Source organism: Bifidobacterium intestinale, from assembly GCF_023656765.1.
GTDB lineage: Bacteria > Actinomycetota > Actinomycetes > Actinomycetales > Bifidobacteriaceae > Bifidobacterium > Bifidobacterium hominis.
This window is the reverse complement of record NZ_JAMOKR010000004.1, coordinates 230,014-255,596: the sequence shown is the minus strand read 5'-3', so window position 1 is coordinate 255,596 and position 25,583 is coordinate 230,014. Positions and strand designations below refer to the sequence as shown.

The window sequence follows — 25,583 nt, the reverse complement described above, 5'->3', positions numbered from 1 at the left end:
TAGGCACATTGGCTGGATTGGTTGTCTAGTTTATGCGCTGTTTCGTCCCTTTTATGCTGATTGCGAGCATTCACGAAGCGCTTAGGCGTGGGCACAGACTACGATTACATGATTGGATAACCGGGGTAGGGGCTTCCATGCCTGCCATGGAATGCAGCCCGGCGGATAGAACGATAGAGGTTGATACATGGTTGAAGCAGCAGAAGCCGTGACCGAAACGCACGGCACAAAGCCGTTGCGTGTAGGTCTTGATATCGGTTCCACTACTGTGAAGGCGGTGGTGCTCGATCAGTCCGACGCGCTCGCGGACGCGCTGTTCTCCGATTATCGGCGTCACCACGCGAATGTGCGCGCCACCGTGGCCGGACTACTGGCCGATATCCACAAAGAATTGGAAAAGCTTGGCCGAGGCGACGAGCCGATTCGTCTGGCCATTACCGGTTCAGGCGGTCTTGCTCTTGCAGACAGCCTCGACGTGCCCTTCGTTCAGGAGGTCATCGCCGAAACCGAAGCCATTGACAAGGAATATCCGCAGGCTGACGTGATCATCGAGCTTGGTGGTGAAGACGCAAAAATCACCTACCTCAAGCCGACTCCGGAACAGCGCATGAACGGTTCCTGCGCAGGCGGTACCGGCGCATTCATCGACCAGATGGCAACACTGCTCGACACCGACGCCGCTGGTCTGAACGAAATGGCCGCGCAATACGAAACCCTGTATCCGATCGCATCACGTTGCGGCGTGTTCGCCAAAACCGATTTGCAGCCGCTTATCAACGATGGCGCGGCCAAACCGGATCTGGCCGCATCGATCTTCACCGCAGTGGCCACGCAAACCATTGCAGGCCTTGCCTCCGGACGCCCGATTCACGGAACCGTGATCTTCCTGGGGGGTCCGTTGTTCTTCATGTCCGAGCTGCGAGCCGCGTTCAAGCGGGCGCTCGACGGCAAAGTGGACGAATTCATTGTTCCGACCGATGCTCACCTGTATGTGGCATACGGTGCCGCATTGCAGGCTGATCAGGATGGTGACGACCTTGACTAAGCATTACGAAGCACGAACCTGCGCCGACCTGCTGGCGCGACTGGACGAACTGGAAAACCTGCCGTCCAACACTCCGACCATGCCTCCGCTGTTCGCTACCGAAGCGGATCGTACCGCATTCAACGAACGACATCATCGCGAGCATATCCATCAAGGCACGCTCGAAGGAGCCCAAGGACCGCACTTCCTGGGCATCGACGCCGGTTCCACCACCATCAAAGCGACATTGGTGAACGACGATCGAGAAATCGTATGGTCCTCTTATGCGACCAACGAAGGCAGTCCGCTGACGGCAGCCGTGCAGATTGTTAAAAAAATCCAAGCCGAACTACCCGAAGGCGCATGGATCGCACGATCCTGTGCGACCGGCTACGGCGAAGGCCTCATCACCACCGGCCTGCACCTTGACGAAGGTGTAGTGGAAACCATGGCTCACTATCGCGGTGCCGAAATGGTAAGCCCGGGCGTCACCGCCGTCATCGATATCGGCGGCCAAGACATGAAATATCTCGCCATCAACGATGGTGTGATCGACTCCATCGCAGTGAACGAGGCATGCTCATCCGGCTGCGGATCGTTCCTGCAAACGTTCGCCATTTCCATGGGCCTGACCATTCAGGAATTCACCCAAGCGGCGCTTAACTCCACCCATCCGGTCGATTTGGGCTCCCGGTGCACTGTGTTCATGAACTCGTCCGTGAAGCAGGCACAAAAGGAAGGCGCGTCCATCGAAGACATCGCCGCAGGCCTGTGCTATTCCGTGGTGCGCAATGCCCTCTACAAGGTGATCAAACTGCGTGATTCCGGCGAACTTGGCGACACCGTGGTAGTGCAGGGCGGCACGTTCCTCAACGACGCTGTGCTCCGCGCATTCGAACTGCTCACAGAACGTGAAGTGACCCGACCGAACATCGCAGGACTCATGGGCGCATACGGTGCCGCACTGACCGCACGCATGCACTATGCCGACGAAGCGGAAGACGAAGACGTCGATACCACCGACACCAAAGAAGCGGTGATCGCAGACGTACGTCATACCGCATCGAACATTTTGAGCGGCGAAGAACTCGACAACCTGTCGATGACCTCCGAACGAGACGTGTGCAAGCTGTGCCAAAACCACTGCAAGCTCACCATCACCACCTTCCAAGACGGATCCCGTTACGTGACCGGCAACCGCTGCGAACGAGGCGGAGACGCGAAAAAGAAGCGTTCTGATCGCCCGAACCTCTACGATTACAAGTACAAGCGTTGCTTCGCCTACCGCAGACTCACCGACAAGAACGCAACCCGCGGTGAAATCGGCATTCCGCGCGTACTTAACATGTACGAGAACTATCCGTTCTGGTTCACACTGCTTACCTCGCTCGGCTTCAAAGTGATGATTTCCGGACGAAGCTCGCACGAACTGTTCGAAACGGGCATCGAATCCATCGCATCCGAAAACATTTGCTATCCGGCCAAACTTGTGCACGGACACATCAAATGGCTGCTGAACAAGGGTGTAAAAAACATCTTCTATCCGTGCGTCAGCTACGAAGAGAACCTGGTACCCAACACCGACAACCACTACAACTGCCCGGTGGTAGCCAACTATCCCGTGGTCATCGGCGCGAACATGCCCGAACTGCGCGCAGAAGGCATCCGCTACATGCGCCCATACTTCAACATGGCCAACCATGAACTTATGGTCGACCGTATCGTCGAAGAATTCGCTTGGGCCAACGTGACCCGTGAAGAAGCCGAAACCGCAGTCAAAGCGGCATATGCCGAAAACGAAGTCTTCAAACACGACGTGCAAATGGAAGGTCTCAAGGCGCTCGCCTACATGAAGGAACACGACTGCCGAGGCATCGTGCTCGCAGGCCGCCCATACCATATCGACCCGGAAGTCAACCATGGCATTCCGGAAACCATATGCTCGCTCGGTATGGTGGTATTGTCCGAAGATTCTATCTGCGAACTGCAGCCGGGGGAGAAGCTCAACCCGAGCGAATTCCTCGCAGCCGATGAAGACGATCCACGTAAGAAGAACGCAAACGGCTTCCGCCACGTGGAAGACCGCAAGGTCACCAAAATGCCATTGCGCGTCACCAATCAGTGGGCCTACCATGCGCGCCTATACTCGGCAGCCAACTTCGTGGCCTCCTACCCAGGGCTTGAACTCGTACAACTCAACTCTTTCGGCTGCGGTCTTGACGCCATCACCACCGACCAGGTGGGCGAAATCCTCGCCGACAAGGCCGACGTGTACACCATGCTGAAAATCGACGAAGTCTCCAACCTGGGCGCGGCGAAAATCCGCCTTCGTTCACTCAAGGCAGCCGTCGAAGAGCGTGAACGCAACAAACAGCGTGAAATTGGCGCAGCCATGCCCAACAAGCAAGACAGCGTGCCCAACAAGCAGGGCGAATTCCGCAAAACCGGAACCGAAGCGCCGACTCCGGGCCGTCAAGTCATGCTTGATACCGTGATGAAAGCCAATCCGAAACTCACCGAAGCCGTTAAAGCCGCATCCAAGCGTGCCGCGGAAAACGGCGTCGGCGAAGCGAGGAAGTCCGCACACAATTCCGCCACCATGTCGAAATACGCCAACCGAGTGCCATTCGGCAAAGACATGAAGGACTACACCATCGTGGCTCCGCAGATGAGCCCGATCCACTTCTCCCTAGTGGAATCCGTGATCCGCTCCGGCGGTTACAAGTTCGACATTCTCGAACACGCCAGCCGCGAAAACGTGGAAACCGGCCTCAAATACGTCAACAACGACGCCTGCTACCCGGCCATCATGGTTATCGGTCAGCTCGTGGACGCGATTTTGGACGGCAAATACGATCCGGAGCACACCGCGCTCGCCATCACGCAGACCGGCGGCATGTGCCGAGCCACAAACTATTTCGGTCTGATTCGCAAGGCGCTGATCGATGCTGGTTATCCGCAAATTCCAGTGATCGCCATTTCCACGCAGGGCATTGAAGACAATCCGGGCTTCAAAGCGACGCCGGCATTGCTTCATCGCGTCATCAAGGCGCTCATCATCGGCGACCTGCTGATGAAATGCCTGTACCGCGTGCGCCCGTACGAGGTGACGCCGGGCAGTGCGAATCAGCTGTATAAGACATGGAACACCATCGTGCGTGAAACGCTCGAGAACCACGGTCGCTCGAAGACGGCAAGTAAGTTCATTGGCAAGGGATACCTGCCATATTCGACGCTCGTCAAAGAAATCGTCAAATCGTTCGACTCACTGCCGTTGAAGGACGAACCGCGCAAGGTGCGCGTCGGCGTGGTGGGCGAGATTCTCGTCAAGTACCAGCCGGACGCCAACAACCATGTGGTCGACGTGATCGAATCGCAGAATTGCGAGGCTGTGGTGCCGGGCATCATGGAATTCATGACCACCCGCCCGTATATTTCCGACTGGAACGAGCATTACCTCGGCATGGGCGGCAACAAGCTTGGCTACGCGCTGATGCGCAAGGCGCTTGACTTGTACAACGCTCCTGTACGCAAGGCGATCGATTTGGCACACGGCAAGTTCTCCCAGGACCTGCCGATGCCGGAACTCGTGAAGAAGGCCGACGAGGTCACTTCCGTGGGTGTGCAGGCTGGTGAAGGCTGGCTGCTAACTGCGGAAATCCTTGAGCTCATCGAATCCGGCTGCCCGAACGTGATTTGTGCGCAGCCGTTCGCCTGCCTGCCGAACCACGTGACCGGCCGAGGCATGTTCGGCAAGATTCGCCGCCTGCATCCGGAATCCAACATCGTGTCCATCGACTACGATCCGGGCGCATCCGAAGCGAACCAGCTCAACCGCATCAAACTGATGATCGCAGCCGCCAAGAAGGCCCACAAGGCTGCGCAGCAGAGTGAGACGGCGCAAAGCGAAAAAAGCCGCCTAATCATAGGCAGATAAATCAATAAGCACTGACTGGAATTGACTAAAATACCGACGTTGACAACATCTTCAGCGTCGGTACTTTTATTTGATTTATACAAACAATTCTTCAAATAACGGTAATTGCTTCTGACTTTATTAATAGCTGTTAATTATTATTGGTCGGCTTTGCAGAGCATGTCTGTTTTAACCGAAAATGTGTATTCGATTCGATATACGCAAGAGTTGGCTATCAGTTTTTCGTATAGCAATCACGCCGTGCTCATCAACGAGTTTCGATAGGATTGCCACATGACAACGCCACGAATTTCTTATGCGCACCTGCTTACCGAGCCGAATCCGAAGCATGTGGAAAGTCTGGTCAAATTCTTCGAATCAGGCTGCCAAGAGCGTGGAACCGGTGGTTTCGGTGTGGAAATCGAGCATCTGCCGGTGCATAACAGCGATGATACCGCCGTGAACTATTACGAGGAGAACGGTACCGAGGCGTTGCTGAACCGCATTCGCCCGTATTACGACGAAAGCAAGGAATACTGGGAGAACGGCAGGCTTGTTGGTCTTGGCCGCGAAGGTATTTCCGTGTCACTTGAGCCGGGCGGTCAGCTGGAATGCTCGCTGGGTATACTGCACAAGCCGGAAGATCTGTGCACGATTTACGGTGCGTTCCGCCGCGAAGTCGATCCCGTGCTTGACGATCTCGGCTTCCGCTTGGTTAATTACGGGTATCAGCCGAAGTCCGGCTATGCCGACATTCCCGTCAATCCGAAGGACCGTTACAAGGCGATGACCGCGTATTTGGGGCGCGTCGGCCAGTTCGGTCCGTGCATGATGCGTTGCTCCGCTTCGACGCAGGTCAGCATCGACTATGTTTCCGAACAGGACGCGATTTCCAAGCTGCGTTTGGGCACGGTGGTCGGCCCGATTCTCGCATGGTTCTTCCGTAACACCCCGTATTTCGAGGGACAGGAGAATCCGTATCCGCTGCTGCGTCAACGCATGTGGGATTATTTGGATCTGCAGCGTACGAACGTTATTCCGGGATTGTTTGATCCTCGCTTCGGTTGGGAAGATTATGCGGTTGACGTGTTGAGCACGCCGATGATGTTCGCTGATCTGACGCACACTCCGGAAGCGTTGGAAACTCCTGGAACCGATCTACATCATCCTGCATTCTATGAGAATGCGAACGACGTGTATCCTGATCGAGAACTCAACGCATACGAAATCAATCATGTGATTTCCACGCATTTCAACGATGTCCGTCTGAAGAACTTCATTGAATTCCGTCACTGGGATTCACTGCCGGTAGCGCGTGCGGAACGACTGACGGAAATCATCGGATCACTGTTCTATGATCCGACGAACCGTGAGCGTCTCGAATCGTATTTCGATGGCATTCGCGAGGAAGACGTACTGGAGGCGAAGGCGAACCTGCAGGCGCGTGGCCATCAGGCCTCTCCGTATGGCAATTCGCTGGAATTCTGGCAGGAATTCTTAGGGCTCGAAGGTGTGCTTGCCGACGAACCTGGCGATCCGAAACATCCTGACGTGTTCCAAAAGTAAAACTGTTTTTCGAATATTTTTGGTTGGTCGAGGCTGACTAAATGTGATCTCGAAGTGGTTTTGAATGTGGCAAGAAGTGCATCGTCAGCTTGGAGTGGGAGACCCGTGAAGACTATGAGAAGCCCGTCGACTGATCCCGCCCGGCCGGCCACCACGATCATTCAACGACCCTGATCCGGCCGTGATCCGATTCCGAGCGGCCGCGTGGCCGCTCGCGGGGTGCATACAATGGACCAAGGGACGTTGCGAATGACGCGCGGTTCCTTGGCCCATTGGGCCGAATGGGTTTTGCCATGGGCTGTGATGGACGGAAACGAAAAGTCGGGCAACCCCCGAACGCAAGGGCGGTGAGGCGCATGGTGCTAGGCATCGACGAGCGAATCGACGGCGTGAACCTCGGCAACTGGCTGGTGCTGGAGAAATGGATGGATCCGAAACCGTTCACCCGCAGCGCCGAAGACGATGAAATCTGGATGCACCGCACGCACGTATCCCTCTGGTCCGAACGGAATCTAGCCGAGGAACTGCGCCGGCACCGCGAAACCTACATCACCCTGGAGGATTTCCGTATTATCGTCGGTCACGGAATCAACCTCGTACGCATTCCCATACCGTATTTCATCTTCGGCGACTGGCCCGGGCATCCGGGCTGCATCACGTACCTCGACCGCGCGTTCCGCTGGGCGCAGGAGACGGGATTGAAGATTATGATTGACCTGCATACCGTTCCCGAATCGCAGAACGGTTTCGACAACGGCGGTCTGACGGGTGTATGCAAATGGGCGCAGAATACGGACTTGGTGGAGTACACGCTAAACGTGCTGGAGCGATTGGCTCGCCGATACCGCGACGAACCGGCCCTGCACAGCATCGAAGTACTCAACGAACCAGTGAGCTGGTCAGTGTTCCATAGCACATCGAACACGGCGAAAAACTCTCATGAGGCTTCCGGTAGCACGTATGTCTCACTGCGGTTTCTGAAGCGCTTCTACCGCGACGCTTACGCCCGGTTGCGCGCCGTGCTACGTCCGGAAACCGTGATCGTATTCCATGACGGTTTCCGACTACTCCGCTGGGGCGGTTGGTTTCGTCGTGCTGGCATGCGCAACGTCATACTCGACACCCATCAGTATCTCATCGCGATGGAGGATCCGCTGTTTTCGGGACCGGCACGCCGGCTGTACCTGCGATCGCGGCGACTGCCATGGCTGTACCGGATGCTGGTGGGCGCGAGTGGCATCGCCATCCGTTTGGCGGCTCGTCGTATTCCCGTGCTGGTGGGCGAGTGGTGCGTGGAGAATCAGTGGGCCCTACACAGCCAAAACCGATCGGCTGCATACCGCCAAGTGTCACGATTGCAACGCGCGGCATGGGACGTGTCGGCGGGGCAGATCTATTGGAGCTACCAGCTTGCGCGCTCCGCGAAACCGGGCAGTGGCGAAGGGAAACCGCCGCGGGATCCTCGCAACGGCGGCAATCTTGAGGCGTGGGATCTGACTCGCGTATGGCGTCATGGATGGATTCGGGCGGATACCTCTCACGATGACGTGCCATAGGCAGTCAATCAACGGCAATCGACGCAAGGTGCATTAGACTCGGAATCATGGCAGAGGAAGAGACTTCGAAACGTATCCGAAAATCACCGCAGGAGCGTCGAGCGGAAGTGCTGGATGCGGCTGTTCAGCTGATTAGCGAGCGTGGGTTCAATGGCATTTCCATTCAGGATGTTGCTGATCGCGTGGGCATCTCCAAGCAGGGTGTTCTCCGGTATGTGGGCAATAAAGACAATATGCTGGCCATGGTGTTCAACGAGTATTACGGTGAAACGGGCACTCCTGAGGATTTCTTCGCATCCGGTATGCCTGGCAGTGATCCTACTGCGCCGCTGTTTCCCTCATATTTGCGTTATTTGGTGCGGCATAATTCACGCCGCCGCATGATGGTGCAGTTGTTTACCGTGCTTTCTGCGGAATCGTTGAATCCTGAACATCCGTTGCATGATGAATTCACTGCCCGTATGGACGATATTTGGGAGCATTATTCGCAATATCCTTGGCTGATTCCTCCGCAATTGGGTTCATGGAAGTCGAGCATGCGGCCAGTAGTGCGCAAGGCCATGGAAATCATGGATGGTGTGCAATTATGGTGGTTGCGCGAACCTGAAGTTGATTTGTGCAAGGAGTGGACTCAGATGGAAAACATGCTGTTTCCATCCCCGTTGTGGGATGCATATCGTTGATTTTGAATACTTGTTGAGATTGGCATTGCATGCGCGTGCGAAAAGGCGAGGGTCTGATGGTCCCTCGCCTTTTGCGTTGACAGGGTTATGTCGAGTTGCGGATGTGTATATGATATACTAAACTACCAATTGGTAATTAAAGGAAATCGCTTCAATGAAGAAAGTGAGTAATCCATGGCCGAAACCACTGAAAATACGGTAAATCTGCCCTATAGGAATCCGGAACTTCCCACTGAGGAACGCATCGCCGATCTGCTTGGTCGTATGACTCTTGAGGAAAAAGTCGGGCAGATGATGCAGCTTGACGCGCGAAGCGGCGATTTGGACGATCTGATCGTCAACAAGCATGTCGGTTCCATTCTGCACACCTCACCGTCCGATCTGCCGAAAGCCGTGGAAACGGTGAACGCCAAAACCCGTCTCGGCATTCCGCTGGTGATCGGCGACGACTGCATTCACGGCTATTCCTTCTGGCCGGGGGCCACCATTTTCCCGGAACAGCTAGGCATGGCAACCACGTGGGATTCTGAAAAGGTACAGGCCGCGGGCCGTGCTACCGCCGAGGAAGTGTCAACCACCGGCGTGCATTGGACGTTCTCCCCGGTGCTGTGCATCGCGCGAGACACCCGTTGGGGGCGCGTGGGTGAAACTTTTGGCGAAGATCCGTACCTGATTGGCGAAATGGCATCGTCCATCGTCAAGGGCTATCAAGGTGGAGCCAAGGCGGGCGAGCCGCTCGCCAAAGACGCGATCCTTGCATGCGCCAAGCATTTCGCAGGCTATTCCGAAACCCAGGGAGGTCGTGACGCTTCCGAAGCCGACCTGAGCCACCGCAAGCTGGAATCTTGGTTCCTGCCGCCATTCGAACGCGTAGCCAAGGAAGGCTGCGGCACCTTCATGCTCGGCTACGAATCCATCGAAGGTGTGCCGGTCACCTTCAACAAGTGGCTGCTTTCCGACAAGCTGCGTGGCGCTTGGAACTATCAGGGTACGCTCATCACCGACTGGGACAACGTCGGCCGTTCCGTGTGGGAGCAGAAGGTCAAGTCTGACTATGTGCAGGCTGCTGCCGATGCGGTCAAGTCCGGCAACGACTTGGTGATGACCACGCCAAAGTTCTACGAGGGTGCGATCGAAGCCGTGAAGACCGGTCTGCTGGACGAATCGTTGATCGATGCCGCCGTGGCTCGTATTCTCGCGCTGAAGTTCCGTCTTGGACTGTTCGAAGATCCACGCTTGCCCGACCAGAAGCGTATCGATGCAGTGATCGGTTCCGAAGAGCATCAGCAGCTCAACCTTGAAGTGGCTCGCGAAGCCGTGGCATTGCTGAAGAACAACGGTTCGCTGCCGTTCAATGCGGCTGGCGCGAAGCGTATCGCGGTCGTTGGTCCGCTTGCCGACGATGCGCAAACTCAGCTGGGCGACTGGGCGGGCAGCTCCGGTCAGATCAACTGGATGCCTGACGGCCACCCGCGCGAGATGATCACCACCGTGCTTGATGGCTTCAAGCAGCTCTCTCCGGAAGGCTGCGAGGTCGTGTACTCCCGCGGTGCCAATATCGTGGATTTGGTGCCTGATCCGGAAGGCGAGTTCTACCCGGATGGCCAGCCTCGCCCGAAGATCGGCGTTTCCGCCAAGCTCGACCGCGCACTGCTCGATGAAGCCGTGGAAAACGCTCGCCAAAGCGACCTGATCGTGGCCGTGGTGGGTGATGTGATTCAAGCCATTGGTGAAGGCTGCTCCACCGCTACGCTTGAACTGCTCGGCGGCCAGAATGCACTGATCGACGCGCTGTCGAACGTGGCTCGCGAAACCGGCAAGCCGTTCGTGGTGGTGCTCGTCAGCTCCAAGCCGCAGGTGCTGCCGGCATCCGTGATCGGTACCAACGGTGTGATTGTTGACGAAACACCGGCCGAAGGCACTTCGGCTCTGCTGTGGGCTCCAAGCCCGGGCATGAAGGGCGGCCAGGCCATCGCCGAAATCATCCTCGGCGAAACCGAGCCGAGCGGACGACTGCCGATCACCTTCCCACGCCATGCAGGTCAGCTGCCGGTCTACTACAACCAGATTCGCGGCCAGCACGGCAACCGCTACGCCGACCTCACACAGGATCCGGCATTCGCATTCGGCGAAGGCCTGAGCTACACCACGTTCGAATACGGCGAACCGACGGTCACCAACGTTCCGGAATCCGGCGCATTCGGCGAAACCGACACCGTGCATGCCGAAATCACCCTCACCAATACGGGCGATCGCAAGGGCACGGAAGTAGTGCAGCTCTACATCGGCGACATCGTGACCTCTTACAGCTGGACGGATCGTGAACTCAAAGCATTCCAGCGTGTGGAACTCGAACCGGGCGAAAGCGAGACCGTTGCCTTCGATATTCCGGTTTCCGATTGCACCATCGTCGATTCTGAAGCTAACCGAATCGTTGAGCCGGGCGAATTCGAAGTGCTTATCGGTCACTCCAGCCGTCGCGAAGACCTGAAGCGCACCACCTTCACCGTCGCATAAGCAACCAAAATAAACCGTGTCGCAGAACTCGATAATCGACACGCCAGACTGATATGAGCCGCCTACGAAATGCTGATCGTAGGCGGCTCATGCAATTTCACGTAACATTTCTGCCTTACATAATGTTCTGCCTTACGTAATGTGTGGTGTGTGCCGGCGCAAACTGTAGCCGCGCCGGCATGCGAATATCGTCGACAATTTCGAAGCAAAAACTATTACACAACCTTTCTATCGAAGGAGCAGAGTGTCTACGGATAAGAGGAACGCACCATCAGACATACCCATCGAACATGCCGAAAACGGCACGGTTTCCGCCACCAATGGCGTACAAAGCGGCGCAATCAACGACAAGTGTATGAGCGAAGGCAAACTCACCATCGTGGTGGTGACGCTCGCCATTCTCACCTTCCTCGGCATTCTGTCGGAAACTTCGCTGAACATCGCATATTCGGCGTTGATGGAAGAGTTTGCGATTTCCGCCGACGTGGTGCAATGGCTGACCACCGGGTATCTGCTGTTGCTTTCCGTGGCCATTCCGACGTCACCGTTCATGGTGCGCAAATTCCCGACCAAAGCGTTGTTTGTTATGGCCATCGCGCTGTTTTCCGTGGGAACGCTCGTCGGCGCGCTCGCATTGAACTTTCCGATGCTGCTTGCCGCACGACTGATCATGGCGCTCGGCACGGGTGTTTCCCTGCCGCTGCTGACCAACATCATTCTCGACAAGGCTCCATTCCACAAGCGCGGCATGATGCTTGGGTTGGTGAGTTTGGTGACGTGCGCGGCTCCGGCCATCGGGCCGGTGTTCGGCGGATTGGTGATGGAATTCCTGAACTGGCATTGGATTTTCTATGCCATGATTCCGTTCCTGGTGATTTCGTTCGTGCTTGGCGCGGCTACCGTGCCTGACATCCGTCACGGTGAGAAGGGCTATCTGTCGGTGCCATCACTGCTGTTGGTGGCTGTTGGCTTGGCCGGCATTATTGTTGCGGCCAGTTTCTTCGCGCAATGGAATGGCGATTGGCGATTCTGGAGTGTGCTTATCGGTGCCATTGTGGTGTTGGCGGTGTTCGCCGTATTGCAGTTGCGTATGGCTCATCCGTTGGTGGAAGTGCGTACGTTTGCATATTCGGGATTCACGCTCGGCATGGTGATTCTGCTCATGTCTTCCGGCGGTGTACTTGGTGTGAACTTCTTGCTGCCGATTCTGCTGCAGCGAGGATTGGGGCATACGTCGATGACGGCCGCTTTGATTTTGCTGCCGGGCGCTGTGATTGGCGCGGTGTCGGCTCCACTGATCGGCGGCGCGTTGAAAGAGCATTTCCCGCCGAAGTTCATCGCCTGCGGTTTTGTTGGCGTGGCGGTGATGGATGTGGCGATGATGCTTGGCGGCTCGCACGAAGGAGCCATTGCCGTGGCATACGCGCTGTTCATGGCCGCTTCCGGATTCGTGCTGGTGCCCGATCAGACGCATGCGTTGAACCAGTTGCCGTCTTCCATGAACGCCGACGGTTCCGCGGTGATGAATACCATGCAGCAGCTCGCAGGCGCCATCGGCACGGCTGTGGCATCCACGTTGATTTCCGAATTCTCGGCCGCCAACGTGAATGCCGGCATGCAGCAGGCTGACGCTTATGTGGCTGGCTTCTCCACCAGCATGTGGGTGTTCTTCGGCATGGCCGTATGCAGTGAGATTCTGGCGTTGCTCATGTTCCGCTTCTCGGTGAAGCGTGCTCAGGAGTAGCCTGCAAGCCGAACCATTTGGGGCATGACTGCCCCAAATCTCAGTCATGGTGACATGCGGCCAATCCTCAGCGTCGAGCGATTCAGCCAACGCCATGCCATCCTCAAAGCATTGCGCCAACGATTCACGCTCGATTACGCGACTTTCCGCAGGACCTCCGGGAGGATTGATAACAACGGTTCCAGTGGGAAAGTGGTAATCGTAGGTTACTCGCGAACGATCGCCGGAATGGAAAATATCAAGCATGCGCTGCGTTGGCGCGAACTGTTGAAAAGCGAACGCCTTGCATTCCACCAAATCCAACAGTATGCCTCTGCGCAGCAAATGCGGTGCCTGCGCATCGCGAATCAAGGTACGCAACGACGTCATTATGCGTAAATATCGTTTTATATCGCAAACATTACCGTAGAGGCAAGGTTGTGCAACCAGCCAAGTCGGCAGCAAATCGGCACGCACCAACCCATCTTCGGGGGAGAAGGCCTTGCGTACCAATTCCCCGGAATAATCGGTGATTGACGTCTGCAATCGTCGTAATTGCTGAATGCGCTCATCCACCTGCGACTGCGCTGCGGCAAGTAACGCTCGCCAATCAAGCGAACCGTCTTCGAAACGGAATTTCTCCAACGAATCCAATGGCACGCCGGCGGCGATGCAGATACGCATCACATCGACGTCAAGCATTTGATCGGGGTGTAGTATCGGTAGCCGGTAGCCGGTAGCCGGATCTACTGCGGCTGGTTTCAAGATGTTATGCGCATCGTAATAGCGCAACGCCTTGGCGGTGATGCCGTCCAATTTGGCCACTTCGCCAATCGTCAGCAGCTCGTCATCATCGCCGGCCACGTATTGTTTCCTTGTCGTGGGCTTCACTGTTCGTGTTGACCTTGCCCTCGGGGCAAAGTCTATCATTCCGTGAGGTTGCTCCGTGAGGATGCGGAGCCTGAATGATATGCCGCTTCGACGATGAATGGCGGTAGGAGGTAATGCCATGGGCAATGAGGAACAGCGCGACTGGCTTGGTTCGGCCACACCGGTATTCGGTGACTTGCAAGACAAGTCCCGTGCCGCAGTCTGATGGTTTGAAATTTTCAAACGCTGCAGAATAGTAGTAAGGGTGGGTTTCGCCAGGTAAGGAGACCCACCTTGCCGTTGTGTTGCGTCGAGTTGGGCTGTGCTAACAGTGTTCCGCATGCGATTATGCGCGTGTGGATTCGCGTCGGATTAGAGTCGGCTCGATAAGCGTGGTGCTGTGCACGTGTGCGGCGGGATTGTCGATGTAGTCGAGCATCTGCGCCATGGCCTTGCGCCCCATGTCGATAGCGGGCGCGTTCACTACGGTCAGCGACATGGGGCATTTGGTCTCCAACCGTGCCCCCTCCATGCCGATGACGCAAACATCTTCTGGAACCCGTGGGCCGTTATGGTCATGGAATGCCGACAGCACGCCGGCGGCAAGCGCGTCCGAGACGGTGATGATGCCGTCTGGAATGGCGTCCAGGCCGCTACGCTTCATTGTGTCGATGATGTCCAGGCCGAGCTGGTAACCGTCTTCAAACATCAGACCTTTGGAATTGATGAGTTCCAATTGCGTGCTTCCATGCGTGCGCGCAATGGTTTTTTCGACGCCCATCTGCCGATCTTGTACGGATTCATAGTCGAATGAGTGTGCGGCGAACGCGATGCGGCTGCATCCGATGCGAATGAGTTCATCGGCTGCGATCTGCCCGGCCGCCATATTGTTTTCAAGCACGCAGCACACCTGATCGGCGTGACGGGGATTGGTATGGTCGAGCAGGATGATGGGAATGTTGGCCGCTCGTGCCGCGGCCACGTCTTCGGGGGAGTCGGATATGGTGCTGAGCAGAATTCCGGCCACGTTCATGTCGATGAGTGTTTTCACCAGTTCGTTTTGCCGTTGCGCGTCGGATGATGCGTTCAAGGCGATAAGCTGCAGGTCGTTTTCTTCGCAGACCTCCTGCGCTCCTTCATGGATGAAGGTGAACAGGGAATGTTCGATATCGGTCATGATATAGCCGATGAGGCGCGGTACGGCGTTCTCTCGCTGGGGGAGAAGCGTGTTTCTGCGGGGGGTGTAGCCCAGTTCTTTGATGCTTGCGCCGATTTTCTCTTTTAAGGTGTCCGATACGCGTTCGGGGTAGTTGAGATAGTTGGATACGGTGCCGATGGAGACGCCGGCATGTTTGGCGATGTCGGAAACGCCCACACGTTTTGCTGCTGGCATGAGATTGCTCCTGTTCGTACATAAACCGGTTATTCCTTGATGTATCAATAGTCTACGCGCTCTCTTTTGAAATTGTATATTGAAAAACGCGCGACGATTTTGAAATTTTCAAAAACGAATGTAGTATTTCAACTACAACATCACTGGAGGTGCTGCTGAGGACGGCAGGATGTTCTGGTGTATAAAACAATGGAATCGCAGTGTTTTCTGAATGCTGGACAGATCAAAGGAGATGCCTCGGCAATTTGAAAATGCAGTGAAAACCATTTGAAAAAAGAAGGACATACTTGTGTGAAAAAACGCATGCAAGTATGAAAAAGTAAGGAAAGAGCAATGAATACTTCAACCAAGAAGGGCAAAGGATTGGGCGAATACATGCCGCTCGCCTTCGCCGCAGGCATCGGATCGATGCTGGGATCCGGCATCATCGTCGGTCTGTCGGCAACCATTGTGGTCTGGCAGGAAGGCCTTGGACTCGATACCACGCAGGTCGGCCTGCTTTCCGGTATTCTGACCTTCGCCATCGCCTTCGGCTCGCTGTTCGGAGGCCGCTTGGCCGACAAGATCGGCCGCGTGCTGTTTTTCAACTGGATCAACCTGTTCTACGCCATCGGTGCCGCCATCTGCGTGTTCGCCCCGAACTTCACTGTACTACTGATCGGCCTGATCATTGCAGGTTTGGCTTCCGGCGCGGATCTGCCGGTTTCCATGACCATCGTCTCCCATGATGCTCCAGACGAGGCCACCGCCGCACAGCTCGTCTCCACCACCCAGGTGTTCTGGCAGGTGGGTGTGTTCATCTCCTTCATTTGTGCGTTCCTGGTTTCCGCCATGCAGGGTGCCACCGGTGGTCGTGTGGTGTTCGCCATCCTCGCAGTATTCGCTGTGATCGCATGGCTGTGGCGACTGCTTTCTCCGACCTTCCGCCGCTTCCATGAAGCTGCCGACGTTCGTGACGCCGCACGTCCGGCTGTTGTAGGCAACGGCAAGGTTTCCGTGACCAAGGTGCTGTTCGGCGCCGACAAGAAGGTGCTGCTCACCTACTTCCTTGCCATCGTGATCTTCTACGTCGGCTGGAACCTGCTGGCCAACACGTGGGGCCAGTTCCAGACCTACATGTTCTCCAAGGCCGGAGCCGCCCAGTCCCTGGCCACCGGCTTGGGCATCATCCTCAACTTCGTGACGCTCGTGCTCAACATCGTGTTCGCGTCCATCGCAGGCGGCAAATATCGTAACAAGGCGTTCTTCGCAGGCATCGTGATCTCGCTGATCGCCATGGCCGCCATGGCCATGGGCGGTGCGAACCTATGGGTCATCGTCGGCGCGACAGCTTTCATGAACCTCGGATCCCCGCTGGCAGGCGAAGCACTGTACAAGGTGTGGACCCAGGAATCCTTCCCGATCGAGATTCGCGCCTCCATCCAGGGCTTCATCAACGGCTTCTCCCGCCTGTGCTGTGGCCTGTTCGCGCTCATCACCCCGGCTCTGGTGCTTCCTGAAACCATTCAGACCACTATGTGGTGCTTCTTCGGCATCGTAATCATCGAAGGCATCGCCGGTACCATCATGATCCGTGCTCAGAAGAAGTACGGCACCGACGAAGAACGTCAGGCACGCAAGATCGCAGCCTGATTAGCAACAGCAATCACATAACAACTCAATATCTCCAATCGCAAGTCAGTTATGCAATACCTTGCGATTGCCAGCCAAAGTCCCAGCCATCGTCGCCGTTCGTTTCTCTCTCCTTGCGGCATGGCTCGGACTTTGGCTTCCCTCCATCGCAAACAAGTGATCTATTATTTTTGTAGACAAAGGGGTCATCATGGCCATTACTGATCCGCAGATTGTGCCCAGTACGCTGGCTTCGGATCTTGACATCATCAGCTTCACCGTGGAACACTACCCGGGAGATGCGCTCGGCATCGCCACCGCAGCCCCACGCATGACATGGGTGTGCTCCGGCATGCTGCCAATCGACGCGCAGATCCTGCTCAAAGTGACACGACGTGTTCCCGGCGGGCAACCTGTGGAAGAACGCACCTACCTGCCCACTGACACTTCCGTGCTTATTCCATGGCAGTTCGCGCCGCTCGCCTCACGCGAAGAAGTGTTCGCCACCATGCAGGCCGTTTCGGCAAGTCACCAGCCATTGGGCAAACCGAGCGCAACCCTGCATTTCGAAGTCGGACTATTGGAAGAACATGAGCATGTCGCCGATTTCGTCGGACCATCGTGGAGCGAATCCGAAACTGACCATCGTCACCTGCCATTAGTGCGCACCGAAGTCGAACTGAAGGAACAACCTAAACGCGCACGCCTATATCTAAGCGCACTCGGTCTTGTGGAAGCCGAAATCAACGGCGTCAAAGTCGGCAATGACGCGCTCGTACCAGGCTGGAGCAACTACAACCAGCGCGTGGAATGCTTCACCTACGATGTGACCGACGAACTGCAGTCCGGTGCCAACGCATTGGGATTCTGGCTCGGTGACGGATGGTACCGCGGACGCCTCGGCTTCGATGGCGGTTACTCCAACTTCTATGGCGATCGTATTGCCGTATTCGCGCAACTTGAGGTCGAATATGCCGACGGCAGTATGCAGAACATATATTCCAACGCATGGGACCGCCAATGGAAGGCGACGCTCGGACCGATCGTCTGCTCGGATCTGTGCGAAGGCGAACGATATGACGCTCGACTGGAACAGCCGGGATGGTCGAAACCAGGATTCGACGACAGCTCCTGGCAGCCGGTCGCGGAAGTCATGTATGACCCGGCACGTATTGAAAATCCTGAAACATCGCCGGTGCGCGCGCATGAATCGCATGAGCCGGTCAGCATCGAACGCATCGGCAACACGGAAGATGGTCGTGGCATATGGCTGGTTGACTTCGGACAGAACTGTTCGCAGCGCATCCGCCTGCACATGCGCGATCTTGAAGCAGAACAAAGCGTGACGTTACGTCATGTGGAAGTGTTGGAACCGGACGGATCCATCGCCACGCGAACCTTGCGCAGAGGCCAGCAGTGCGATGTGTACACTTCCAACGGTTCCGACGCTTGGTGGGAGCCACGATTCGCGATGCACGGCTTCCGCTATGCACAGATCGAAGGTTTCGCAGGAGAACTGACCGCAGCCGACATGGATTGCCGCGTCTACCATTCCGTGATGGAACGCACCGGCGAACTGACCACATCGAATCCGCTGCTCAACCGTTTGCACGAGAACGCCGTATGGTCGATGCGTTCCAACTTCGTGTCCATTCCAACCGACTGCCCGCAACGCGACGAACGCATGGGTTGGACGGGAGACATCTGCCTGTTCGTGCCTACCGCGGCTTATTTGTATGACGTATACGGGTTCCTGAAAAGCTGGCTGAAAGACGTGCGTGCCGACCAGGTCAAGTGGGGCACTGTGCCGTTCTACGTGCCGTTCGTGCCGTTGGGCGTATGGGCGCATCCACAAGCCATCTCCACGTGGGGCGATTCGGCGGTGGAAGTGCCGTGGACGCTGTACATGGAAAGCGGGGACGTGCAGGTGCTCGCCGATTCCTACGATCTGATCCGTGATTGGATCGATGAAGTGGCAGGGTACCTTTCGCCCGATGGCGTATGGGATCGCAAGCCGGACTATCCGCTCGGGCAGCTTGGCGATTGGCTTGATCCGACCGCGCCTCCGGAAGATCCTACGCAGGCCATGACCGAAAAGGAACTGGTCGCCACCGCGTTCTACGCACGCAGCTGCATGCAAGGCACGCACATCGCGCATATTCTCGGCAAAACCGATGATGAAACTCGATTCGCCGCCCTGCGTGACCGTGTGATTGATGGATTCCTGCAGCGTTTCACCAACCTTGACGGCACCATGACATCCGACACCCAGTGCGCCTACGCGCTCGCCATCGCCTTCGGACTGCTTGACGGCGAACCGGTGCGCCGCGTGAAGGCCGGCAATCGACTCGCCTGCCTGGTGCGCGAATCCGGCGGCAAGGTAAGCACCGGATTCGCCGGCACGCCATTCGTGCTTCCGGCGTTGACCATGACCGGCCATAACGACGAGGCCTACGCGCTGCTTACCTCCACCGAATGCCCAAGCTGGCTTTACCAAGTGGTTATGGGGGCCACCACCACGTGGGAACGTTGGGATTCCATGCGGGCCGATGGTTCGCTGAACCCCGGCGGCATGACCTCGTTCAACCATTACGCGCTCGGATCGGTGGCGGAATGGATGCATGCGCATATCGGCGGCCTTGAAGCCGTTGAACCCGGCTGGAAGCGGTTCCGTATCGCTCCGGTGATCGGGGGAGATCTCACCCATGCCGAAACCTCTCACATCACCCCATATGGCAAGGCGGAAGTGCAATGGGAAGTCAACGCCAATGTGCTTGATCTGACGGTTGCGGTACCTGCCGGAACCACGGCATTCGTGGATATCGTCGACCATGAGCGCGTCGATCTTGTTGCGGGAACGCATCATCTGCAGATGGCGCTGTAATCGTACGGAATCGTGTGAAATCGTATGAACGAAAGTCCTGCCGAAGCTGAAGTCAAATAAAAGTCGGCGTCGGCAGGACTGCGATCATAACAAAAATGAAAAAAAAGCTTTCTTCATCGTATATTTCAAATCATTTCAATATTTCAAAAAAGAACATGCTTCCAAAGGGGGAATCATGACAGCAAACGCATCACGCGAGCCAAGCACCGCAGTATTGAGTGATATCGCACCTGACAGCGGCCGCAAACTGACATCCACCGAAAAATGGCGATTCGGCGTCGGCTTCGTGCTCTTCTCGCTGATTTGGATGGTCGCAGGCACTTCCGGATCGGCCGTGCTGCTGCCGCAACGATTCACCGAACTGAACATAGGCATGCCCGAAGTGATTCTCGGCACCATGAATTCCGTAGGCTGCGTATTCGCACTGTTCTCCAACGTGATTTTTGGTGCGTTAAGCGACATCACGCGCTCGCGTTTCGGCAAGCGCACGCCATGGATTGTGGCAGGTGGTCTGATTACGGCAGCCGGCTATGTGCTCGCCTTCTCCAGTGCGCAGTTGGTGGGTATTGTGGCCGGATGGTGCATTGTGCAGGTCGGCGTCAACATGATGATCGCTCCGGCTGTGGCAGTGCTGTCCGACCGCATTCCGGAAAACGTGCGTGGTACGTTCTCCGCATTCTATGGTGGTGCGCAGATCGTCGGATCATCCGCCGGAACGTTCCTCGGATCGAAATTCATTGAAAACATGGGCACCGGATTTGCGATCGGTGCGGCACTGTTCGCAGTCACCGGTATCGTGACCGTGCTGATCTGGCCGCGCGAACGCTCCTCGGCTGCTTCTGTGGCTTCCGTCGAGTCTTCGGATGCCACCGCAAAGCTCGACGTCAAGCAGTTGCTGCGTTCGTTCATTCCTCCTACCAAGAATTGCCGAGATTTTTACTTGGCATTGATGGGCAGATTGCTGCTTATCTTGGGTTGGAATATGATTTCCGGCTATCAGCTGTATATTCTGCAGAAATACTGCGGGTTGAGCGTAAAGGATTCCGCGGCGACGATTTCCACCATGTCGGTGATTTCCATGGTTGTGCTGATCGTCACGTCCATGGTGTCGGGTCCGCTGTCGGACCGTCTGCAGCGCCGCAAGGTCATCGTGGCGATCGGTTCGGTGATTATCGCGATTGGTGTGGCCATTCCGTGTTTCATGCCGAATGCTTTGGGCATGATGCTGTTTGCAGGCATCGGCGGTGCCGGTTATGGCATTTACATTGCCGTCGATCAGGCGTTGAACGTCGATGTGTTGCCAAGTCAGGAAGAAGCTGGTAAGGATCTGGGCATTCTGAATCTTGCCAACACCGTTGGTCAGGTGCTTGCGCCTGTGGTTGTCGGTGCGATTGTGCTTGCCACTGGCAGTTATGCGGCGCTGTTCCCGATCGCTGTGGTCGCGGTGCTGCTGGGTGCGGTGTTCATCATACTGATTCGCAGGGTGAAGTAGCTGCGGTGATGCGCAATGTGCTGGCGATTGCGGCACAGGTGATTTCGACATTGCGTTCCGTGTTGGCGATCAACGTTGTAAGATCTGCTGGCCCGGGCGCAATGCCGAATGTTGCGATAATGCCGGCTTTGTTCAGCGCTTCGACGGTGTGTGGATCGCGGGTTACCGTTCCGCCAATGGCAATAGTCGGTTTTCCTTGCGATTGCGCCAGTTTCGCAATGCCGCTTGGCACTTTGCCGTATGGCGTTTGACTGTCGATGGAACCTTCGCCGGTGATGATGACGTCGGCCCAAGCGCACGCTTCACGGCCATGTGCAAGATTAAGCACGAGTTCGATTCCCGGCTTCACTGTTGCGTTGAACAGGCCAAGCATGCCACCTCCGGTACCTCCCGCAGCGCCCGCTCCCGGAGTGTGCTCGATATCGCGGCCGTTATATTGCATGATTGCGCGCGCGAGATTCGCAAGCCCCTGATCGAGAAGCTCGACCTGTGTTGCGGTCGCGCCTTTTTGCGGAGCGAACACATGCGCAGCGCCTTCCGGTCCGGTCAAAGGATTGGTGACATCGCAGGCGAGAACAATCGGAACATTTTTTACAAAATAGGGAACTTCCGAATCATCAATCCTCGACAAATCAACAAGAGAACCGCCACCAAGCGGAATATCATGACCTGCCGTATCAAGAAAATGAAATCCAAGCGCGCGAGCCAATCCCGTGCCACCATCCGTAGTGGCACTACCACCCAAACCAAGCACAATACAATCCGCGCCAGCGTCAATCGCAGCACGAATCAGTAAGCCGGTACCGAACGTGGAAGCAACCAACGCATTGCGGTCGGCAGGGGAGACCCGTTCAAGTCCGCTTGCCGAAGCCAACTCGACCACGGCGGTACGGGAAGTGTGCTTATTGCCAAGAAACCCGAACTGCGCAATGATCGGGCGGCCGATCGCGTCAACTGTCTCAGCACTGTGCAACGTGCCGGCGGTGGCATGAACCAAGGCCTGTGTCAATCCTTCGCCGCCATCGGAAAGAGGCATAAGCCAGCATTCCGCCTGCGGATTGCCACGCTTAATGCCGCGAGCCATCGCCTGTGCGATTGCTTCAGCCGAAGCGGCCTCCTTGAACGAGTCCGGTGCCAGCAAAATCCGCATACATGCCTCCTTCTACGTCTGCATCCATACAGTAATGCAGTGCTGGGGCAGAGGCTTAGCGGTAGCCCTCCCACATGGGCAGGGGGAACAGGGTGTCTTCGCATTCCGCCCACATGGCGTTCAGGTCCTGACCGGGCGTGCGCAGCCAACGCAGCTGCACGCCATCCATCATGGCGAATCCCGCATTAAGCAGCCGACGCGTATCAACGCCTTCGGGCGTGCACCAACGGATATTGAGCGCGGTATCGGCATTATGCAGCTCACGATTGGCGAAGTACTCGTGTGCAGGGTGGTTCGGGTCGATCGCTTCGGCACTCAACGTGGAAAACATGTGCACCTGAAGCGGTCTACGTGCGTTCACCGCCACGATTCTGCGCCACATGTCGGCGATCAACGGTCGTGGCTCACGTACCATGTCGGTAAGAATGTCTTCCGTTTCGGAATCGTAGACTTCGTCCAGCGCGGCTGTGAGCAGTCCTTCCTTACTGCCGACATAATGCAGTACGCCAGCCTTGGTGAGTCCTACGCGATCGGCGATTTTCTGCAGGGAAGTGCCGTAATAGCCGAGCGTTCCAAACAGTTCGACGGCCGCGTTGAGAATCTCCGCCCTTCGGTCGACTTCTTCGTTGGCCATGATGATTCCCTCTCTTGCCCTTCATTGATGGCGATTCATGTGCGCTGCAATGCTTATGAATCGTCATTTCTCTCAAGTTGTAAATACTGCAGTTACTTTACGGTCGGTTAATTGATTTTTCAAAGAAGATTGGCGTGTTGCGGTGTTGGTTTTGATAAAGTACCTACCAACCGGTTAGTAGAGATTTCGGGGTTGAGGTCTCATGCAGATCGGTTAACCGATACGAACTCAAGAAAACGATGCGAAAGAGGAACGTATGAGCGAAAAAACCTATCCTTCCATCAATGATCTGACGCTTGAAGAGAAGGCATCCCTGACTTCCGGCGGCGACGCTTGGCATCTGCAGGGTGTTGAAGCCAAGGGCATTCCCGGCTATATGATCACCGATGGCCCCCACGGCCTGCGCAAGTCCAACTCGGCCACCACCGGCGAAGTCGACCTGAACAACTGCGTGCCTGCCACCTGCTTCCCGCCGGCGGCTGGTCTGTCCAGCTCCTGGAATCCGGAACTCATCCACCAGGTTGGCGAAGCCATGGCCGAAGAGTGCATTCAGGAGAAGGTCGCCGTAATCCTCGGCCCGGGCGTGAACATCAAGCGCAACCCGCTTGGCGGCCGTTGCTTCGAATACTGGTCCGAAGACCCGTATCTGGCAGGCCATGAGGCGATCGGCATTGTCGCAGGCGTGCAGTCCAAGGGCGTGGGCACTTCGCTCAAGCATTTCGCCGCCAACAACCAGGAGACCGACCGGCTGCGCATCAGCGCCAACATCTCCCAGCGTGCGCTGCGTGAAATCTACTTCCCGGCATTCGAACACATCGTCAAGGAAGCCCAGCCGTGGACCATCATGTGCGCATACAACTGCATCAACGGCGTGCATGCCGCCCAGGATCACTGGCTGCTCACCAACGTGCTGCGCGACGAATGGGGCTTCCAAGGTATCGTCATGAGCGACTGGGGTGCCGACCACGACCGCGTGGCCTCCCTCAATGCGGGCCTCAACCTCGAAATGCCGCCAAGCTACACCGACGACCAGATCGTCTACGCCGCACGCGACGGCCGCATCCAGCCGGCATGGCTCGACCGTATGGCACAAGGCATGATCGACTTGGTCAACAAGACCCGCGCAGCCATGAGCGTCGAAAACTATCGTTTCGACATCGAAGCCCACGATGAGGTCGCACATCAGGCCGCCGTCGAATCCATGGTGCTCCTCAAGAACGATGGTGCCATTCTGCCAGTCGCTGACGATGCCAAGGTCACCGTCATCGGCGAATTCGCACGTACCCCGCGCTACCAGGGCGGCGGCTCCTCGCACATCACCCCAACCAAGATGACCAGCTTCCTTGACGCCCTCGCCGAACGCGGCGTGGATGCCAAGTTCGCCCCAGGATTCACCCTCGACCTCGAACCGGCCGATCCAACACTCGAAACCGAAGCCGTCGAAGCTGCCAAGGGCGCCGACGTGGTGCTCATGTTCCTAGGGCTCCCTGAAGCGGCCGAATCCGAAGGCTTCGACCGTGAGACCCTCGACATGCCGGTCAAGCAGATCGCACTGCTCGAAGCCGTCGCAGCCGAAAACAAGAACGTTGTGGTCGTGCTCTCCAACGGCTCCGTCGTCACCGTGGCACCATGGGCCAAGAACGCCAAGGGCATCCTCGAATCCTGGCTGCTCGGCCAGTCCGGCGGTCCGGCGCTCGCCGACGTGCTGTTCGGCAAGGTGAGCCCGTCCGGCAAGCTTGCGCAGACCATTCCCTTCGACATCAACGACGATCCGAGCACCATCAACTGGCCGGGTGAAGAGGGACATGTCGATTATGGCGAAGGCGTGTTTGTGGGCTACCGCTATTACGACACCTACAACAAGGCCGTCGACTACCCGTTCGGCTTTGGCTTGAGCTACGCCACGTTCGAAGTGAGCGACGTGAAGGCCGTCAAGACCGGTGCCTGCACCGCAACCGTCAGCGCAGTGGTCAAGAACACCTCGAACGTTGACGCCGCCGAAACTGTGCAGGTGTACGTGGCTCCTGGCAAGGCCAATGTGGCCCGCCCGAAGCACGAGCTCAAAGGCTTTAAGAAGGTGTTCCTTAAGGCTGGCGAATCCGCCGAAGTCTCTTTCGAGCTCGATGATCGCGCCTTCGCCTACTGGTCTGAGAAGTTCAACGACTGGCATGTGGAGGACGGCGAATACGCCATCGAGGTTGGCACGTCCAGCCGTGACATCGCCGGTTCCGCGGTAGTGGAGCTCGATGGCGACGGCAAGACCCAGCCGCTCACCGAGTGGTCCAACTTCATGGAATGGCGTAAGGATCCGCTCGGATCCCAGGTGCTCGAGAAGCTGCGTGCTGAAGGTGAAGCCGGCCGCATGCCGATCGTGCCCGACAATGACATGACCCGTTTGTTCCTTGACTCCATGCCGATCAACAGCATGTCAGTGCTGATGGGTGCCGATGGCAAGCAGATCTTCGAATACATGCTTGCCGAATACGCTGAACTCACCAAGTAGTTTCGCGGGATTCAAGGCTTAAGCCGGGGAATCTGGTCCGTTGCTCTGAACCGGTGTGGAC

General features: G+C 56.6%; 13 protein-coding genes and 2 pseudogenes. 11 read left to right on the top strand and 4 right to left on the bottom strand.

Annotation, left to right across the window (positions count from 1 at the left end; translation table 11 throughout):
- The first annotated feature begins 187 nt into the window (after nt 1–187).
- The 7 genes and pseudogenes from NBH13_RS06970 to NBH13_RS06940 all read left to right on the top strand — a co-directional run bounded on the left by NBH13_RS06970 (nt 188) and on the right by NBH13_RS06940 (nt 13,384).
- A pseudogene (locus NBH13_RS06970) lies at nt 188–4,961 on the top strand (acyl-CoA dehydratase activase-related protein).
- Between the two features lie 273 nt (nt 4,962–5,234).
- Nucleotides 5,235–6,506, top strand: a complete 1,272-nt coding sequence (locus NBH13_RS06965; protein WP_250779383.1) for a glutamate-cysteine ligase family protein — start codon at nt 5,235–5,237, stop codon at nt 6,504–6,506.
- Between the two features lie 356 nt (nt 6,507–6,862).
- Nucleotides 6,863–8,062, top strand: coding sequence for a glycoside hydrolase family 5 protein (locus NBH13_RS06960; RefSeq protein WP_250779381.1), 1,200 nt, complete (start codon nt 6,863–6,865; stop codon nt 8,060–8,062).
- Nucleotides 8,063–8,109: 47 nt separating this feature from the next.
- Nucleotides 8,110–8,745 carry a TetR/AcrR family transcriptional regulator gene (locus NBH13_RS06955; RefSeq protein ID WP_250779380.1) on the top strand — a complete coding sequence of 212 codons (636 nt, stop codon included), beginning with the start codon at nt 8,110–8,112 and terminating at the stop codon, nt 8,743–8,745.
- A gap of 174 nt (nt 8,746–8,919) precedes the next feature.
- Nucleotides 8,920–11,262, top strand: a complete 2,343-nt coding sequence (locus NBH13_RS06950; RefSeq protein ID WP_250779378.1) for a glycoside hydrolase family 3 N-terminal domain-containing protein — start codon at nt 8,920–8,922, stop codon at nt 11,260–11,262.
- A 244-nt stretch (nt 11,263–11,506) separates the two neighbouring features.
- On the top strand, nt 11,507–13,006 hold the full coding sequence (locus NBH13_RS06945) for a DHA2 family efflux MFS transporter permease subunit (RefSeq protein ID WP_118240332.1): 1,500 nt from the start codon (nt 11,507–11,509) through the stop codon (nt 13,004–13,006).
- 24 nt (nt 13,007–13,030) lie between these two features.
- Nucleotides 13,031–13,384, top strand: a complete 354-nt coding sequence (locus NBH13_RS06940) for a hypothetical protein (RefSeq protein ID WP_081291357.1) — start codon at nt 13,031–13,033, stop codon at nt 13,382–13,384.
- Nucleotides 13,385–13,720: 336 nt separating this feature from the next.
- On the opposite strand, the pseudogene NBH13_RS06935 reads toward NBH13_RS06940, so the two are convergent.
- Together NBH13_RS06935 and NBH13_RS06930 are read right to left on the bottom strand one after the other, a co-directional pair.
- Nucleotides 13,721–13,915: pseudogene (locus tag NBH13_RS06935) on the bottom strand (MerR family DNA-binding transcriptional regulator); the annotation flags it as partial.
- Between the two features lie 286 nt (nt 13,916–14,201).
- A complete protein-coding gene (locus NBH13_RS06930; protein WP_072043515.1) occupies nt 14,202–15,248 on the bottom strand; it encodes a LacI family DNA-binding transcriptional regulator in 1,047 nt (348 codons plus the stop codon).
- A 333-nt stretch (nt 15,249–15,581) separates the two neighbouring features.
- Here NBH13_RS06930 and NBH13_RS06925 point away from each other — a divergent pair, with 333 nt between their 5' ends.
- The 3 genes from NBH13_RS06925 to NBH13_RS06915 all read left to right on the top strand — a co-directional run bounded on the left by NBH13_RS06925 (nt 15,582) and on the right by NBH13_RS06915 (nt 21,235).
- Nucleotides 15,582–16,880 (top strand): MFS transporter, encoded by a 1,299-nt coding sequence (locus tag NBH13_RS06925; protein WP_034880881.1) that lies wholly within the window; start codon nt 15,582–15,584, stop codon nt 16,878–16,880.
- 190 nt (nt 16,881–17,070) lie between these two features.
- On the top strand, nt 17,071–19,743 hold the full coding sequence (locus NBH13_RS06920; protein WP_117645293.1) for a family 78 glycoside hydrolase catalytic domain: 2,673 nt from the start codon (nt 17,071–17,073) through the stop codon (nt 19,741–19,743).
- A gap of 175 nt (nt 19,744–19,918) precedes the next feature.
- Entirely contained in the window at nt 19,919–21,235 is a 1,317-nt protein-coding gene (locus NBH13_RS06915) for an MFS transporter (RefSeq protein WP_117649405.1), read from the top strand.
- Here the strand turns inward: NBH13_RS06915 and NBH13_RS06910 are convergent.
- Both NBH13_RS06910 and NBH13_RS06905 read right to left on the bottom strand, forming a co-directional pair.
- Nucleotides 21,210–22,385, bottom strand: coding sequence for a glycerate kinase family protein (locus tag NBH13_RS06910; protein ID WP_250779376.1), 1,176 nt, complete (start codon nt 22,383–22,385; stop codon nt 21,210–21,212). The genes NBH13_RS06915 and NBH13_RS06910 overlap by 26 nt on opposite strands.
- A gap of 55 nt (nt 22,386–22,440) precedes the next feature.
- On the bottom strand, nt 22,441–23,019 hold the full coding sequence (locus NBH13_RS06905; RefSeq protein WP_022245342.1) for a TetR/AcrR family transcriptional regulator: 579 nt from the start codon (nt 23,017–23,019) through the stop codon (nt 22,441–22,443).
- A 256-nt stretch (nt 23,020–23,275) separates the two neighbouring features.
- Here NBH13_RS06905 and NBH13_RS06900 point away from each other — a divergent pair, with 256 nt between their 5' ends.
- Complete coding sequence (locus NBH13_RS06900; protein ID WP_250779375.1) at nt 23,276–25,522, top strand: exo-alpha-(1->6)-L-arabinopyranosidase; 2,247 nt, start codon at nt 23,276–23,278, stop codon at nt 25,520–25,522.
- Nucleotides 25,523–25,583: the final 61 nt, after the last annotated feature.

Excerpts from the sequence above, each read along its gene's own strand:
- NBH13_RS06900 (WP_250779375.1), top strand. The coding sequence starts at position 23,276 with ATGAGCGAAAAAACCTATCCTTCCATCAATGATCTGACGCTTGAAGAG.
- NBH13_RS06930 (WP_072043515.1), bottom strand. The coding sequence starts at position 15,248 with ATGCCAGCAGCAAAACGTGTGGGCGTTTCCGACATCGCCAAACATGCC.
- NBH13_RS06910 (WP_250779376.1), bottom strand. The coding sequence starts at position 22,385 with ATGCGGATTTTGCTGGCACCGGACTCGTTCAAGGAGGCCGCTTCGGCT.
- NBH13_RS06920 (WP_117645293.1), top strand. The coding sequence starts at position 17,071 with ATGGCCATTACTGATCCGCAGATTGTGCCCAGTACGCTGGCTTCGGAT.
- NBH13_RS06960 (WP_250779381.1), top strand. The coding sequence starts at position 6,863 with ATGGTGCTAGGCATCGACGAGCGAATCGACGGCGTGAACCTCGGCAAC.
- NBH13_RS06955 (WP_250779380.1), top strand. The coding sequence starts at position 8,110 with ATGGCAGAGGAAGAGACTTCGAAACGTATCCGAAAATCACCGCAGGAG.
- NBH13_RS06965 (WP_250779383.1), top strand. The coding sequence starts at position 5,235 with ATGACAACGCCACGAATTTCTTATGCGCACCTGCTTACCGAGCCGAAT.
- NBH13_RS06925 (WP_034880881.1), top strand. The coding sequence starts at position 15,582 with ATGAATACTTCAACCAAGAAGGGCAAAGGATTGGGCGAATACATGCCG.
- NBH13_RS06905 (WP_022245342.1), bottom strand. The coding sequence starts at position 23,019 with ATGGCCAACGAAGAAGTCGACCGAAGGGCGGAGATTCTCAACGCGGCC.
- NBH13_RS06950 (WP_250779378.1), top strand. The coding sequence starts at position 8,920 with ATGGCCGAAACCACTGAAAATACGGTAAATCTGCCCTATAGGAATCCG.
- NBH13_RS06940 (WP_081291357.1), top strand. The coding sequence starts at position 13,031 with ATGACTGCCCCAAATCTCAGTCATGGTGACATGCGGCCAATCCTCAGC.
- NBH13_RS06915 (WP_117649405.1), top strand. The coding sequence starts at position 19,919 with ATGACAGCAAACGCATCACGCGAGCCAAGCACCGCAGTATTGAGTGAT.